Genomic DNA, 15,146 nt, shown 5'->3' with positions numbered 1-15,146 from the left:
CCATAATTTTTAGTAATTTTGGAATACCGAAATAAGGTGTTTCGGAAAACCACTATTGCTTTTTCGGAAAAACGAAGTGGTTTTTTCGGTATTGCCTATGATAGTGTAAATCTAGCATATGTGTCGAAAAGGGGGATCGTTGCGTGAAAAAGAAAGGATTGCCACTAATCCTTTTTTTTCTAGTCGTCATAATGTCGTACCCGAGTACAATAATCGCTAAGAACTTTGAGAATGATGCGGTGAAAGTTGATATTTGCATTATTGGGGGTGACAATCGTTTTGTCTATAAGATTCCTAAGCATTTACATAATGATACGCCGTATCCTGAAATGAAGAATAATATTGAATCTTCCTTAGAAAGTCATTGGAAGATCGGGGACGCTCGTTATGAAGCTCACCAGACAGATGTTACGTATACTTTTCCCATTAAAGATTTAATTAATGAAAAGCAAAATGGGCAAATGAAGGTAGCGATACCATATACTTTTTTAGTAGGAATGTTTGGTGAAAATGATGCTATTCAACTGCGTATTTTGGCAAGCAAATTAATCGACTGGGAAACCAACTCAAAGGATTGGGCAACGCTCGGCTTTGTGGAACCGCCCACATATTTTAGTAAGCAGGAATATGTTTATGAGGGAGCGGTTAACAAGCTACTACAGCAGCGGGTAGGACATTTTAATGGCACGGTTATGAAAGGGCAAATGGTTTTACATAGTGTTATTTATTTAAGCTTTATTATTGCACAGCTTATCGCCTGTATAGTTTTATCAAGGCGCTTAAAAAAGAGAATTATAGAAGATCCAGAAAACATGCATCAGTTCCGAAAGCTTAACTATATGTACCAAATCATTCCGTTAATGATTATCGGTGTCCAAATTTTATTTTTAGTCATATCAGGGTTACTGACTGCTTTTAGTGTCTATTTTTCCCCAGGGATGGATCTTTTACTGATTATCGTTCCTATTTTATTTAATATTATTTTGTTACCAACGTTTTTTTTCACAATTGAGAGTGAAATCTCAAAAGAGCTAGAAAACAATTTTTTTGGCTCAGAAATGTAAATATTGTTTTTATTTTTGGACGTCCTAGATGTTATAATGGTCAACAGCATACTTGAAGGAGCTGTTGATTAACATGGCGCATCCAGAAATCGCGTACTTAAATTTACTACAACATATACTAGAGAATGGCGTGAAAAGAGAAGATCGTACAGGTACGGGTACATATAGTGTATTTGGCTATCAAATGCGATTTGATTTAAGCAAGGGCTTTCCTCTTTTAACGACTAAACGTGTACCATTTAAACTTGTAGCAAGTGAGCTACTTTGGTTCATTAAAGGGGACACAAATATTCGTTATTTACTGCAAAATAATAATCATATATGGGATGAATGGGCTTTTAAAAAATGGGTCGAGTCTGATGAATATTCAGGTCCTGATATGACAGACTTTGGCCGTCGTTGCTTAGTGGACGAGTCTTTCAATGCTGACTACAAAAAAGAGTTAGCTTCATTTTGTGAGCGTATTTTAACAGACGATGAATTTGCACGTAAATACGGCGAGCTAGGTAATGTTTATGGCAAGCAATGGCGTAATTGGACAACATCAACAGGGGAAAGCATCGATCAATTGCAAGATGTAATCGATCAAATTAAACACAATCCAGATTCACGACGCATTATTGTCAATGCATGGAATCCAGAGGATGTTATCAATGCAGGAGCAAAAGGCAGTAAAGCTGCATTACCTCCTTGTCACGTGATGTTCCAATTTTATGTCGCAAATGGAAAATTAAGCTGTCAGCTAATGCAAAGAAGCCTAGATACATTATTAGGCTGTCCATTTAATATTGCCTCATATGCATTACTGACACATTTAATTGCACATGAATGTGGTTTAGAAGTTGGCGAATTTATTCACAGCATTGGGGATGCTCATATATATTTAAATCACGTGGAGCAAGTAAAAGAACAGCTTTCACGCGAGCCTAAGGACCTACCAACCTTAAAAATTAATCCAAATAAAACGTCAATCTTTGACATAGAACTCGAAGATCTTTCGATTGAGGGCTATGATCCACACCCAACAATTAAAGCTCCAATTGCCGTTTAAACTGAAGCAGCAGCCGTTTTGGTTGCTGTTTTTTTAAAGCGAACTAACTGCGAAGCGTCGAGTAGAAGAGTTGGGACGACGGAAAGAACTGGCGGAGCGAGGGATAGAAGTCAGAGCGATGGAAATTTGAGGCAATGCGAGGGGAAGATTTCAGAGCGACGGATAGAAGGGTCGAAGCGACGGAAAGAATGGCCAAAGTGACGGAAAGAACAGTCCAAGTGACGGATAGCGGACGCAAAGCGACGGAAAGAATACAGAGCGACGGATAGAAGAGTCGAATTCGTGGATAGAACTGGCAGAATCGTGGATAGAAGAACCGAATTCGTGGATAGAACCGGCAAAATCGTGGATAGAATGGCCAAAGTGACGGAAAGAACAGTCAGAGCGACGGATAGAAGAGTCGAAGTGACGGAAAGAACCGGCAGAGCGACGGATAGAAGGGTCGAAGCGACGGAAAGAATCGTCAAAGCGACGGAAAGCAGAGGCAAAGTGACGAAAAGAGATCAGAGCGACGGAAAGCGGAGGCAAAAGTGACGGAAAGAACAGTCAGAACGACGGATAGAAGAGTCGAAGTGACGGAAAGAATACAGAGCGACGGATAGAAGAGTCGAATTTGTGGATAGAACCGGCAGAATCGTGGATAGAAGAGCCGAAGTCGTGGATAGAACCGGCAAAATCGTGGATAGAATGGCCAAAGTGACGGAAAGAATACAGAGCGACGGAAAGAAGGGTCGAAGCGACGGATAGAACCGGCAGAGCGACGGAAAGAAGGGTCGAAGCGACGGAAAGAACCGTCAAAGTGACGAAAAGAGATCAGAGCGACGGAAAGAATGGCCAAAGTGACGGAAAGAATAGTCCAAGCGACGGATAGCGGACGCGAACCGACGGAAAGAACCAATCAAGCGACGGATAAAAGGCCGAACCGACGAATAGAACCGATCAAATAGCTGGATACTACCGCCAAAAGAGAGAGCTTGATTTATTTAGAGCTAAATCCCCTAGCGCTTTATATGAAGGATATTTAAATACATGAAAATTTTTCCGATATAAGTTTTAATATGGAAGTCCTAATAAAAATTTAGAGGTGAATGATGTGAGGAGATCGTTGATTTTTCAAATAGACGGAAGAGGGTATGAGCAACGTTTAAGGACGAAATTGCTGACCAGTACTCCTCAACAACAAGAGGAATTTATTCATCAACATGAGCTAGCGCACATCTCTACAAAATTAACACAGGAGCAAATACATAAAATGATGCAAGTCGTTGAGGATATTCGTCTGAAACGTTATAAAGAAAGACTATAAATGTAAGCGCCTTCTGAGCTATAATAGCTGAGGAGGTGTTTTATTATGAACGTGATCTTTGTAGATTCGGTTTTAGGTACAGAGCTTTTGCAAATGGTGTCACATGATGTGGCAGGCATATTGGCTGCGGCACAAGGAGAAAGTGTGACGTTTCCAGTTGGCCATTTTAAGTATGAATTTCATAACTTAGACTTTTATGAGGAAGATGGGGAACTACGACAAGAATTAGTTATTTACGTAAAGAAATTATAATTATCGTATAATACTTTGATAACGGAATAAAATAAATACAGGTGCAAATAGAGCAATTTGCTTGTTTTTATTTAAACCTGTAACTATAATAGTTACAACAGGTGGTGATACATATGGTGAACAGTCGATATTCGGTAGCGATCCATATACTTTCGCTCATTGCAACAACATCTGATAAGAGCCAGCTGACGTCTGATTTCATCGCAGGTAGTGTGAATACAAATCCAGTTGTCGTGCGACGAATGATTGGGGTACTAAAAAAAGCGGGCTTGCTTACGTCACGACCAGGAATTGCAGGCTATGATCTATTAGTGGAGCCAAAAGATTTAACGCTATTAGCCATTTACCATGCGATTGATGGGCCAGAGCAGCTTTTTGCGATTCATGATGAGCCAAATCCAGCATGTGCGGTTGGTCGAAAAATCCAACGGACATTGGAAGGTGTTTATACATCTGTTTGGCATGCAATGGAAGAACAACTACAAGCACAAACTTTGCAGGATGTGCTAGATCAACTTCGTTAACATCAACGAAGTCGGTCTTTTGTATCTAACCTGTAACTAAAATAGTTACAAATGGAAAATAGGAGGAATTATAAATATGAAAATTGCGGTAATTGGTGCAACAGGGAAAGCGGGACAAAAAATTGTAGAGGAGGCACTACAACGTGGCCATGATGTAACTGCGATTGTGCGTTCAGCCTCGAAAATAACAGCAAATATTCCAGTAATTGAAAAGGCTGTATTTGAATTAGCTCAAGAAGATGTGAAAGGCTTTGACGTAGTCGTAAATGCATTTGGGGCTCCTTTTGGTCAGGAGGAATTACATGTGAAAGCTGGCTGTCATTTAATCGATATTTTCACTGGTATTGATACAAAATTATTTGTGGTCGGTGGTGCGGGTAGTCTGTTTGTTGACCCAGAGAAAACTGTACGCGTAATGGATACACCAGATTTTCCTGAAATGTTTTATGCGACAGCTAAAAACCAAGGTGAAAATCTACATGACTTACAACAATCAACTATTACTTGGACATTTTTAAGCCCATCTGCTTTCTTTGATCCAGAAGGTCCACGTACAGGTAGCTATACTGCTGGAGAAGATCATTTATTAGTAAATGCTGCTGGTGAAAGTTATGTTAGCTATGCAGATTATGCCGTTGCGGTATTAGATGAAATTGAAAATCCAAAGCATGTTAACAGTCGTTTTACAGTTTCTTCTAATAAATAAAAGAATTAACACCAGTGTTCCTGGAATAGTACACATTAAAATAGTTTATATTTAGCTGAACTAACACAAACAATTAGTTCAGCTTTTTTATTGTGCTAAATGAACGAATGGGAATATTTATCTTGCATTGGAATAGCCTGATTGGTGAAGATTAATAATTATGAACCGACTTGTTATGAATCGAAAAATAGTTCTTTGAGCAAGCCAAAAGCCGAATCCGTACGCAATTATGCTGAGGCATAATTGTTTAAAAACGAGAAAAACTGCTAACCAAAGTAAAAAGTGTGTAATCTTATATGTCTTAATAGTTTCAAAGTAGCGCTCGGTTTTTAGGGAATAATAATATCTTTTCATGGGATTTTTCATTTTACAGAAAAATGACTGTTTACAATACTGCATTAATTAGCTACTATCAAGTGTGAGGATTACATAAAAGGAGACGACAATTATGTCCACACAACGTATAGAAAAAGACTTTTTAGGTGAACGTGCATTACCAAGCAATGCTTATTATGGAATTCAGACGCTTCGTGCAACTGAAAATTTCCCAATTACAGGATATACAATTCACTCTGCTCTTATTAAAGCAATGGGTATTGTAAAAAAAGCAGCTGCTATGAGTAATATGGAGGTACACCTACTTTCAACAGAAATCGGAGATGCAATTGTCGAGGCTGCACAAGAAGTTATTGACGGCGAGTGGGATGCTGAATTTATCGTTGACCCTATCCAAGGCGGTGCTGGCACATCTATTAATATGAATGCCAACGAGGTTATTGCTAACCGTGCCTTAGAGATTTTGGGCAAAGAAAAAGGGGACTACAAAACAATTAGCCCAAACAGCCATGTTAATATGTCACAATCAACAAACGATGCTTTCCCAACAGCTATTCATATCGCTGTGTTGAATTTGATAGATGAACTACTTCTTACAATGGAAAACATGCAAGCAGTGTTCCACCAAAAAGCGGAGCAATTTGCGCATGTTATTAAAATGGGTCGTACGCATTTACAAGACGCTGTACCGATTCGATTAGGGCAAGAATTTGAAGCATATTGCCGTGTGATCACTCGTGATATTGCGCGCATTCGCCAAACTCGCCCAAATTTATATGATGTAAATATGGGAGCAACAGCTGTTGGTACAGGATTAAATGCATTCCCTGACTATATTCAATCAGTTGATGTTCATCTTGCTGAAATTTCAGGATTGCCGCTTAAAGGCGCTACACACCTTGTGGATGCAACACAAAATACGGATGCTTATACAGAAGTATCAGGCGCACTAAAAATCTGTATGATTAATATGTCGAAAATCGCTAATGACCTTCGCTTAATGGCATCTGGACCACGTGCTGGATTAGGGGAAATCATTTTACCAGCTCGTCAACCTGGATCTTCTATTATGCCAGGGAAAGTAAATCCTGTTATGCCAGAGGTTCTTAATCAAGTGGCATTCCAAGTAATTGGTAATGACCATACGATTTCTTTAGCATCTGAAGCAGGACAATTAGAATTAAACGTTATGGAGCCTGTGCTTGTCTTTAATTTAATTCAATCGATTAGCATTATGAATAACGTGTTCCGAGCATTTACACAAAATTGCTTGAAGGATATTGAAGCAAACGAAGATCGCATGAAAGAATATGTGGAAAAAAGCGTTGGTGTGTTAACAGCAGTGAACCCGCATATTGGCTATGAGGTAGCTGCACGAATTGCGCGTGAAGCAATTTTATCTGGTCGTTCAATTCGTGAGCTTTGCATTGAAGAAGGCGTCCTAACAAAAGAACAATTAGATTTAATTCTAGATCCATATGAGATGACACATCCTGGTATTGCCGGATCAAGTATTATGAAATTAAAATAATTTATGATGAAAGCACTTTGTCTAAAGCAAAGTGCTTTTACTTTTAGAGCACATCTCCATGTATTTTGGATACTACGAAAGTACTTTCTCTTTTATATATCATTCCTCTTACAAAAGTTGGACTTTTTTCTATGAATTTCAGGAGAATTAAACTATAATAACTACGTTGGAATAATATTATAGTTGGAGGAATTTAGTATGAGCTTACGGAAAAAAAGTATAATTTGCTTTTCTACTTTAAATGTTCTCATGGGTGTTATATTAATTGTAGACCTAGCAAATTTAACTTCATTAAAATGGCTATCCACTTTATTAACAGTAATAGGAATTACGATGACATTATCGTGTATTTTCTATGTGAAATTTAAAATTATTAAGCCTATTAAACAATTATCAGAATCTGCACAAGCAATTGCTGGTGGAAATTTAAGTACTGCTCCGATTGAAATTAATTCCAATGATGAGATATCAGACTTAGCTAAAGCGTTTTTAAAGATGAAGGAACAATTACATACGATGACACAAAATATTGCAAGTAGTTCTTCAGATTTATCTGCGAGCATAGAGGAGCTATCAGCAAGTACAAATGAAATTACAGATGCAGTGAACGAAGTTGATTCACAAATGGAGAATACGACTGATGGCCTTAAGAAAGCAGCACAATCTGCAAATGAAAGTGCTATTGCTATGCAGGAAACTGCTGATGGCATTGAACGTATTACCGTGGCAACGCAAGATGTATTTGATCATGCAAAAGAAGCAAATGGCATTGCAGGCAACGGTGCAGAAATTTTACACGTGGCTAAAAATCAGATGGAATTCATTTCAACTTCTACTGAAAAAACAAGTGAATTAATGCAGCAATTATCTGGAAAAATGACAGATATCAAATCTATGACAGACATGATTACGGCTATTACAGATCAAACGAATTTGCTTGCATTAAATGCAGCGATTGAAGCGGCGCGTGCTGGAGAGCATGGAAAAGGCTTTGCCGTAGTCGCAGAGGAAGTTCGAAAATTGGCAGAGCAATCTAAGCATTCGGCTATTCAAATTGTCGAGCTGGTAGTTGGCATTGAAAGTGATACAAAACAAGTAGCTACCTCTGTCGAAGAGGACTTTAAAAACGTTCAACAGGGCGTCTATGTTATTGATGAGGCTACAAAGTCATTCGGTACGATTTCTCAGCATGTTAGCAAAATGACGAACCAACTTGAGGATATTTCCGCAACAGCAGAAGAGCTTTCAAGTAGCGCGAATGAGGTTACAAACTTAGTATCGACAATCGCAAGTGGAATGGACAGTTTGTCTAATTATACAGAGGTCATTCTGCAGTCAGTAGATGAGCAAAGTGCCTCCATGCAAGCGGTCAACATGGTAGTATCACAAGATTTATGTGTACAAGCTGAAAATTTACAAAAGCTGACACAGAGATTTAGTGGACAATAATTGCAAGAAATATAGTATTCATTTAAAAAGGCTATTTTACAGGAATAGATTTTCTGCGAAATAGCCTTTTTTATTTTATATCAAGTGTATTAATTAATCGGTTTAAATAGCTTCGAAATTAAATATTAAATAAGCCAAAAAAATCGGTTGTTATCGTCAAAAATCCTATGCTAATCATTAACACCATTTCTGCGATAGTAGCAACAAAATCTCTTTTATTTTCAGCGTATTTCCATTCCATAAATGCTCGTAGTATTTCAGATGTTATAAAAAAGACAATTAAGATAAACCATGTTTCGAAATACCAAGGAATTCCAAGTGTATCGTTGCCAATCATATAATACGAACTAATTAAAAATAAACTCATAAATATTATTCGTACAGACCAATCTAGTTTTTTATGTCTTTCGTTAATGTGATTATAAGAAAACCATTTCTTTCTTTCAACACCTAACAGCTTTCTAATGGCAAATCCAAAAATACTAATTACTAAAACAAGCGTAATTAGAAAAAGTATAAATGTTCCAAATCCGATATTAATCAATTTTCAATCACCTCGTAGGCAAGCTTATTTTCTTAAATATTGTCGGTCATAAAATACCACCATTCTTATTGCAATAAAATTCTACATCAATTAAATGAGAAGAAGAAACACCGCTTTCAGAGTATTTTCCACCCACAGTAATGATATAAGAGCGACCATCAGCATCAATTGTATATTTGTATCCTTTTTGGATCCAGTTACCACTACCATTTTCAATTTTCGAAGATAGAGAGTTCATAGCTGAAAACAACTGCCTACTTTCAGTTGTATTTGAATTTAACTGTGTATCAAAAGAGCCTTCAAAACTAATAATAGCAACCTTTGAACCTGTATGTATTTCCACTGTTTTCGGTACTGAAGTTGGAGCATACGCATCATTATTTTTTAACACGATAAATGAAGCATCTACTCTTTCTTTTAACATCTTTTTAAAATCACTACCCTCAACCCAGTATTCATCAGTAAAATTTGATATAGGTTCTATTTCAAAGTTTTCATGATATTCTTCGTTCACTTTCTCTACAAGAGAAATATATTCCTTGTAATACTTTTCTTTTTGTTCCTGCGTTAAATTTAAAGGAGTTGGAGCTACGATTTTTTCTTTTTCTACTGTTTGTTCATCGGTCGATGGTTTGGATGATTTTACATTTTCTGTTTTTTCATTTACACACCCTGTTAAAAAGAAAATTCCCAGTAAAGCTCCTGCAAATATATATTTTTTCAATATCTTCACCTCACAAAAACGAATTAAATAACAGAATAATTAGTTATTTATTTAAACTATAACACATTTACAAATACTGGGGCAGAAAATATATGAAGTAACGAGCCTGAGGGAATGAACTTTGAAATTTCAATAGTTAAAAAAACAATTTAAGCACAAGTTTCCCTTTTTGGTATAATATTGAAAGAGGGGGGGATTTGAAAATGGGTATAAATTTTAATAGTTTTCTTAAAGAAGAATTGTCAGTAATCGATATTCAAACAGCTATGGTACAAGGTGATATAACATCAAAAGAATTAACTATGTATTATTTGCACAGAATTGCTAAGTATGATCAAGGCGGACAGAAAATTAATTCTATGCTTGAAATTAATCCTGAAGCGATATTTATTGCTGAAGCATTAGATGAGGAAAGACTAACAAAAGGGGCTAGAGGGCCTTTACACGGAATTCCGGTAGTTTTAAAAGATAATATCGAAACGAAAGATTTTATGCACACTAGTGCAGGCGTAATAGCATTGGAAAATTATTTAGCTAAGCAGGATGCATTTCTAGTAAAAAAGCTTCGTGAAGCAGGGGCTGTTATTTTAGGGAAAGCAAATATGACTGAATTAGCAAACGCTATGTCGAGTACGATGTGGGCGGGTTATAGTTCTCGAGGTGGCCAAACACTAAATCCTTATGGCGATCCAGAACTTTATGTGGGAGGATCTAGCTCAGGGTCAGCGGTAGCAGTTGCATCGAACTTTTCAGTTTTATCAATTGGAACTGAGACAGACGCCTCGATTTTAAGTCCAGCTATTACAAATTCAGTAGTTGGCATAAAACCGACTGTTGGGCTCATTAGTCGACAGGGCATTATTCCGTTTACATACTCTCAAGACACAGCAGGGCCAATGGCTAGAACAGTAACAGATGCAGCTATTTTATTGGGCGTGTTAACAGGAGTAGATCAAGACGACGTCGCTACATATAAAAGTGAAAGAAGGTTATATAAGGATTACACCCCTTTTTTAGAGGCCACAGGATTAAATGGCGCTAGAATTGGTGTTTATAATAATGCCTCAAAAGCTTATTATGACTCAGAGGAATATGATGAAACACTTTTTAATAATGCAATTCAGGTTTTAAGAGATCAAGGAGCCGATATTATTGAAGGCATCGAAATCCCTTCTTTTCATAGAGACTGGAAATGGGGAGTACCACAATACGAATTAAAGCATAGTTTAAATAATTTCCTTGTAAATCTACCTTCCCACATGCCTGTGCATTCTATCTCTGAGTTAATTCAATTTAATAAACGTTCAAAAGGAAAGTCGTTAAAATATGGTCAGGATAAATTGGAATTGAGAGAGAAACTATCGAACACATTAAGAGACTCTGACTATTTAAATGCAAAACTAGAGGATTTGTATTTTTCTCAAGAACAAGGAATCGATTATACATTAAAAAAATATGAATTGGATGCGATTATCTTTCCATCATATATAGGTTCGACAATTAGTGCAAAAGCTGGTTATCCGTCTATTGCCGTCCCAGCAGGGTATATGAAAACTGGGAGACCGTTTGGCATAACATTCGCAGGAACTGCATTTAGTGAAGATGTTCTAATAAAACTTGCATTTTCATTCGAACAAGCAACTAAACTACGAAAAGCACCGAAGTTGAGTGAGTAGTTTTAAAATATCTAATTGCCTCAATTGACTTTAAAAATACTGTACTTTACTATTAACGGAAAGAAATCTAGTATTTTCCAGTTTATTGACAACTGAATAGCGTAGAGTAATAGGTGTAAATTGCGTGCAATTTACTGAAAAGGGAAGTCGGTGCAAATCCGACACTGTCCCGCACCTGTAAATTCATAAAGTATAAAAAACGTTTCATTCTTTTAATAAACTCGATCAACAACGTTTCAATTCGTTTGTTGGTCGTTCTTTTTTTGCGTTGAAAGTGAGTGACCCAAAAGCCAGTGATTCTGAATGGCCTTGGCATGTTATAGAAGAAGTTCAAGTAGAGTTATTCAAACAATAAGCAAAAAATTCAAGTTGGGGGAAATACATAATGATAATTAAACCGACAAAAAAAGTCTTACTGTCATGGATGAAAAGTTATGTCCCTGAAAGAGATTTATTTTTTCTATCAGAAGAACATCTTAATGAAATTGACTTTACAGATGTATTGTTAATGCCCATAGATGAGTTTTATACTCACAGCACATATCAGCATTTAAATTATGTTAATAGTTATGAATACTGGAATATAAAGAACGCACAATATGTAATTATTGCTGAAAAAGAATGGATTGAGAGCAAATCGAAAGAGGACCAACAATTGATTTTAAGTTTTCAAGTGCAATGTGAAAGAGGGCTTGTACTCCCCGTTAAATTTATAAAGGAGATAGAAAAAGTACCTTCGAGTTATGTACAGAATGGGCACGTTATCATACAGCGTTCAATGTGGGAAGGTCTTGACGAATCATTTAAAGAACAGTTACTTACAACAATGGTTTATGAATGGTGGGATAAGGGAGAATGTGAGGAACCTCCAAAATCATTACCTAGTTTTCTACAGCAATTTGCTAATACTTTTGGGCATCGTCAAGGTGCAAATTGTTTAGCAGCGGTTTTGTTTGCAATTTCAAAAGGGAAACAAAAGTGGTTTATTTATGAATGGATATATCAAAAAACATTTCTTGAAAAATTAAGTCAGTATAACTATGAAGAGGTCCTAGGTGAAGGGATACAACAAGGCGACATTGTGATTTGGAAGGATGAAAATGGTATTATTCAACATGCAGCTTATCATATTGGTGAAGAACTATATTTTAATAAGCATGGACAAACGATGTTTAATCCTTGGAAGATACTTTCGAAAAAGCAACTATATAAAGAGTGGGAGCACCTAACACCTGTGAAAATGAGAAAGAGGATAACGAAATAATAAAAGAGTATCTACAATCCGAGTTAAAAACTAATAAGAACTGGAATATATTATGTTATTCAGACTTTACAGCAGATGCAAATGTTTGAAGAGACACATGGAAAGTTAGGTAATAAGCGAGGAAATACAGAAAAAAATCACGATAATCTAGTTATTGCAGGAGCATTATCCGTACAGGGAATGAAGGCGAATAAGTGGTATGTATAGCAAAATCCTATTACTGATTAGTTAAGTGTAATGTATTACAATTATTGGTATATGGGAGGTGACTAGATGGAACTTATATTAGTCTATAATAGTAAAGAATATTAATTACCGTATGAAACAATTCAATAAATCATTCAAACAAGGAATATATTTGTAGACGGAAAATCGTTAAATATTACATCAGTGACTGTAGATTTAGATGGTAAGGTATATATTCGCATATAATTATAAATACATAAAGGTCACATCTAACAAGGTGTGGCTTTTTATTATGCCTTAGGCGGTTGAGTATGAAATTGAAAGAGGAGAATTTAAAAGGATCACCCGGAGGATAGTGACCCTTAGTAAAGATTTGGAGGTGTAAGGTTAAATTAGTATTACCTTACAATAGTTATGAGAATTTTAGGAGATATAGGGTATTAATAACCTCTATTCATGAAAGTAGCGCCGACAATAATTAGAAGAATGAACAGAACAACGACAAAAGCGAATGGGTTTCGTTCGCGACGCTCTTCGCGAAATTCTCCGCAGTATTCCATACAATATCCCTCCTTTCTATAATCTATAATCTATAATATGTATAGTTTTCAAAAGGGATTGCGGTATTTATCTTAGGATGCGTTAGAAAAATGTTTAAAAATAAATATGTTAAAAATAGGTATACACTATCAAGAAAAAATAATAGATGTTGATCCTGGCAAGCAGTATGCTACTGAATATGTCGAACCAAGTGAAGATGAGAAATTTATTGATAGGTATTTGCTTGACTTAACAGGTAAAGAAGTTCAATATGATTTAGCAAATAATTTAGATAAAGATTTCTACTTAAATGGAACTGCTAAGTTATGTAGTTATTATAATTACGGATACACTAATGAAAAGGATTTCTTTTGCGGAGAATTAACACCTATTGACGGAGGATATTCAGATTCGTGGTATTTATATTTCAGTAGAGATACATTTAAAGACGTATATCAAGAATTATTAAAAGGTGATGTTAATATGAGAATTTCAGCAATTATACCGTCTAAATCATATAAACGTGGTCAAGGTAATATGGCTGGTGTTCGGAGAATGGAAACATACTGACTATAGAGGGGATAATCTCCCTCTTTTTTTATTTGCAAAAATATGAAGAAAAAAGAAAAATTTACTTTTAAACTAACATTAATTGACTTTCAATCCACACACCTTTACAATTAATTTTAATAATTCAACAGGAATGTGGAGTATTTTAATAATCTAATAGGAATACTAGATTCCTTTGACAACTGAATAGCGTGGATTAATAGGTGTAAATTGCGTGCAATTTACTTAAAAGGGAAGTCGGTGCAAATCCGACACTGTCCCGCAACTGTAAATGTGAGCGACTTTTCATAGACCACTGTTTAACGACGGGAAGGAGAAAAGTAGCGATGATCATGAGTCAGGATACCTGCCTATTATGAGTACACACCATAACCCTACGAGGAATCACCTAAGTTACTGATTGTGTAAGTCAGATATATCAAGGGTTTGAAGCACTCTAAGGAATATGTAGTAGTAGATTCCACTTTAGGAGGAATCGCTATGACATTAGTTAAATTTGCTGTACAAGATTTTATGGATGAAAGAGAATTGATGAATGTTAGTAAACACACTATCACCAATTACAGAAGTTTCTTTAAGGGATGGTTAGAATGGTTGAGGGAGAATAACATTCAAGATATAGAAGAGGTCTCTACGAATACACTACGATTATATTTATCATATTGTAAAAATGAACTAGGTAATGGTTCAAATACAATCAATAACAAAATTAAACATCTAAGAGCATTCTTTAATCATCTTATGGAAAATGAATTTATAGAACACAATCCATGCCTCAAACTAAAGAAACAACAGACAGATGAACGTATAGAAGTTTTTAATGATTTCCATATTCGTATGATGCTCCGATACTTGAGACGTATAAAACGTAAAGACCACGAATTTACAAGTGTGAGGAATACCTGTGCCATCAAACTCTTGCTAGGGACAGGTATACGCTTGGGAGAGATGCAGGGACTTCGGTGGTCTGATGTAACTAATAGTTATATCACAGTATTTGGGAAAGGTCGAAAGAGTGAAACAGTGCCATTGTCTAAAAAAGTGTATGAAAAATTAATGGATTGGAAGAAGTACCAAGAGAAATATTTTAATTCTAATATAGAGTATATATTCGTAGACAGGTCTGGAGTTCAATTGTCATATGAAGCATGTAAAGGTATCTTCAAGGGTTTACAAAGTGCGCTAGGATTTAAAGACGTGAGATTATCAGCGCACACATTTAGACATACATTTGCACAGCGTTATCTTCTTGCGGGAGGCGACCCATTTAGTTTGCAACGCATTTTGCGTCATACTAATATCAGCATGACCGAAAAGTATACCTCAATGTGGGGAATGGCTTTACAGGAACAAAACGAGAAATACAATCCATTGAATAACATAGAAATATAGAAGGGGGTAGCATAACGCTACCTCCTTTATT

15 protein-coding genes and 2 riboswitches are annotated in these 15,146 nt (G+C 36.2%); of the genes, 12 read left to right on the top strand and 3 right to left on the bottom strand.

The features are described 5' to 3' along the window. Positions 1-143 precede the first annotated feature (143 nt). From ACIQ7T_RS22930 to ACIQ7T_RS22895, 8 genes are all read left to right on the top strand, one after another. Positions 144-1,064: a hypothetical protein gene (locus ACIQ7T_RS22930; protein WP_370078945.1), complete on the top strand. Its 921-nt coding sequence runs from the start codon at positions 144-146 to the stop codon at positions 1,062-1,064. 73 nt (positions 1,065-1,137) lie between these two features. Next, the gene (locus tag ACIQ7T_RS22925) at positions 1,138-2,115 is read left to right on the top strand and encodes a thymidylate synthase (RefSeq protein ID WP_370078943.1); all 978 of its coding nucleotides are present in this window, start codon (positions 1,138-1,140) and stop codon (positions 2,113-2,115) included. Between the two features lie 1,093 nt (positions 2,116-3,208). Further along, positions 3,209-3,421: a hypothetical protein gene (locus tag ACIQ7T_RS22920; RefSeq protein ID WP_402873855.1), complete on the top strand. Its 213-nt coding sequence runs from the start codon at positions 3,209-3,211 to the stop codon at positions 3,419-3,421. A 45-nt stretch (positions 3,422-3,466) separates the two neighbouring features. Continuing rightward, positions 3,467-3,673: a thymidylate synthase gene (locus tag ACIQ7T_RS22915; RefSeq protein WP_370078932.1), complete on the top strand. Its 207-nt coding sequence runs from the start codon at positions 3,467-3,469 to the stop codon at positions 3,671-3,673. A 113-nt stretch (positions 3,674-3,786) separates the two neighbouring features. Further along, positions 3,787-4,197 carry an Rrf2 family transcriptional regulator gene (locus tag ACIQ7T_RS22910; RefSeq protein WP_402873852.1) on the top strand — a complete coding sequence of 137 codons (411 nt, stop codon included), beginning with the start codon at positions 3,787-3,789 and terminating at the stop codon, positions 4,195-4,197. Between the two features lie 76 nt (positions 4,198-4,273). After that, complete coding sequence (locus tag ACIQ7T_RS22905) at positions 4,274-4,903, top strand: NAD(P)-dependent oxidoreductase (RefSeq protein ID WP_402873849.1); 630 nt, start codon at positions 4,274-4,276, stop codon at positions 4,901-4,903. Positions 4,904-5,351: 448 nt separating this feature from the next. Continuing rightward, on the top strand, positions 5,352-6,770 hold the full coding sequence (aspA, locus tag ACIQ7T_RS22900; protein WP_370078926.1) for an aspartate ammonia-lyase: 1,419 nt from the start codon (positions 5,352-5,354) through the stop codon (positions 6,768-6,770). A gap of 198 nt (positions 6,771-6,968) precedes the next feature. Then, positions 6,969-8,219 (top strand): methyl-accepting chemotaxis protein, encoded by a 1,251-nt coding sequence (locus ACIQ7T_RS22895; protein WP_370078924.1) that lies wholly within the window; start codon positions 6,969-6,971, stop codon positions 8,217-8,219. Positions 8,220-8,337: 118 nt separating this feature from the next. On the opposite strand, the gene ACIQ7T_RS22890 is transcribed toward ACIQ7T_RS22895, so the two are convergent. Together ACIQ7T_RS22890 and ACIQ7T_RS22885 are read right to left on the bottom strand one after the other, a co-directional pair. Beyond that, positions 8,338-8,763, bottom strand: a complete 426-nt coding sequence (locus ACIQ7T_RS22890; RefSeq protein ID WP_402873845.1) for a DUF4181 domain-containing protein — start codon at positions 8,761-8,763, stop codon at positions 8,338-8,340. A gap of 46 nt (positions 8,764-8,809) precedes the next feature. Beyond that, on the bottom strand, positions 8,810-9,487 hold the full coding sequence (locus ACIQ7T_RS22885) for a hypothetical protein (RefSeq protein ID WP_402873843.1): 678 nt from the start codon (positions 9,485-9,487) through the stop codon (positions 8,810-8,812). 203 nt (positions 9,488-9,690) lie between these two features. On the opposite strand from ACIQ7T_RS22885, the gene ACIQ7T_RS22880 reads away from it, so the two are divergent. Together ACIQ7T_RS22880 and ACIQ7T_RS22875 are read left to right on the top strand one after the other, a co-directional pair. Continuing rightward, positions 9,691-11,163 (top strand): amidase family protein, encoded by a 1,473-nt coding sequence (locus ACIQ7T_RS22880; RefSeq protein WP_402873840.1) that lies wholly within the window; start codon positions 9,691-9,693, stop codon positions 11,161-11,163. 94 nt (positions 11,164-11,257) lie between these two features. Continuing rightward, positions 11,258-11,472: riboswitch (cobalamin riboswitch) on the top strand. A gap of 76 nt (positions 11,473-11,548) precedes the next feature. Then, positions 11,549-12,427 carry a hypothetical protein gene (locus ACIQ7T_RS22875; protein WP_370078916.1) on the top strand — a complete coding sequence of 293 codons (879 nt, stop codon included), beginning with the start codon at positions 11,549-11,551 and terminating at the stop codon, positions 12,425-12,427. A gap of 626 nt (positions 12,428-13,053) precedes the next feature. On the opposite strand, the gene ACIQ7T_RS22870 is transcribed toward ACIQ7T_RS22875, so the two are convergent. Continuing rightward, a complete protein-coding gene (locus ACIQ7T_RS22870; protein ID WP_370078913.1) occupies positions 13,054-13,173 on the bottom strand; it encodes a YjcZ family sporulation protein in 120 nt (39 codons plus the stop codon). Between the two features lie 106 nt (positions 13,174-13,279). Between ACIQ7T_RS22870 and ACIQ7T_RS22865 the strand changes: the two genes are divergently transcribed. Together ACIQ7T_RS22865 and ACIQ7T_RS22860 are read left to right on the top strand one after the other, a co-directional pair. Next, positions 13,280-13,723 carry a hypothetical protein gene (locus ACIQ7T_RS22865; protein ID WP_370078911.1) on the top strand — a complete coding sequence of 148 codons (444 nt, stop codon included), beginning with the start codon at positions 13,280-13,282 and terminating at the stop codon, positions 13,721-13,723. Positions 13,724-13,907: 184 nt separating this feature from the next. Further along, positions 13,908-14,091, top strand: a riboswitch (cobalamin riboswitch). 112 nt (positions 14,092-14,203) lie between these two features. Beyond that, positions 14,204-15,115 (top strand): tyrosine-type recombinase/integrase, encoded by a 912-nt coding sequence (locus ACIQ7T_RS22860; RefSeq protein ID WP_402873836.1) that lies wholly within the window; start codon positions 14,204-14,206, stop codon positions 15,113-15,115. Positions 15,116-15,146: the final 31 nt, after the last annotated feature.

The sequence above is a fragment of the Lysinibacillus sp. NPDC096212 genome (assembly GCF_044763105.1).
Classification (GTDB): domain Bacteria; phylum Bacillota; class Bacilli; order Bacillales_A; family Planococcaceae; genus Lysinibacillus.
Note: the sequence above shows the minus strand (reverse complement) of the source record. Positions and strands in the feature narration are given on the sequence as shown.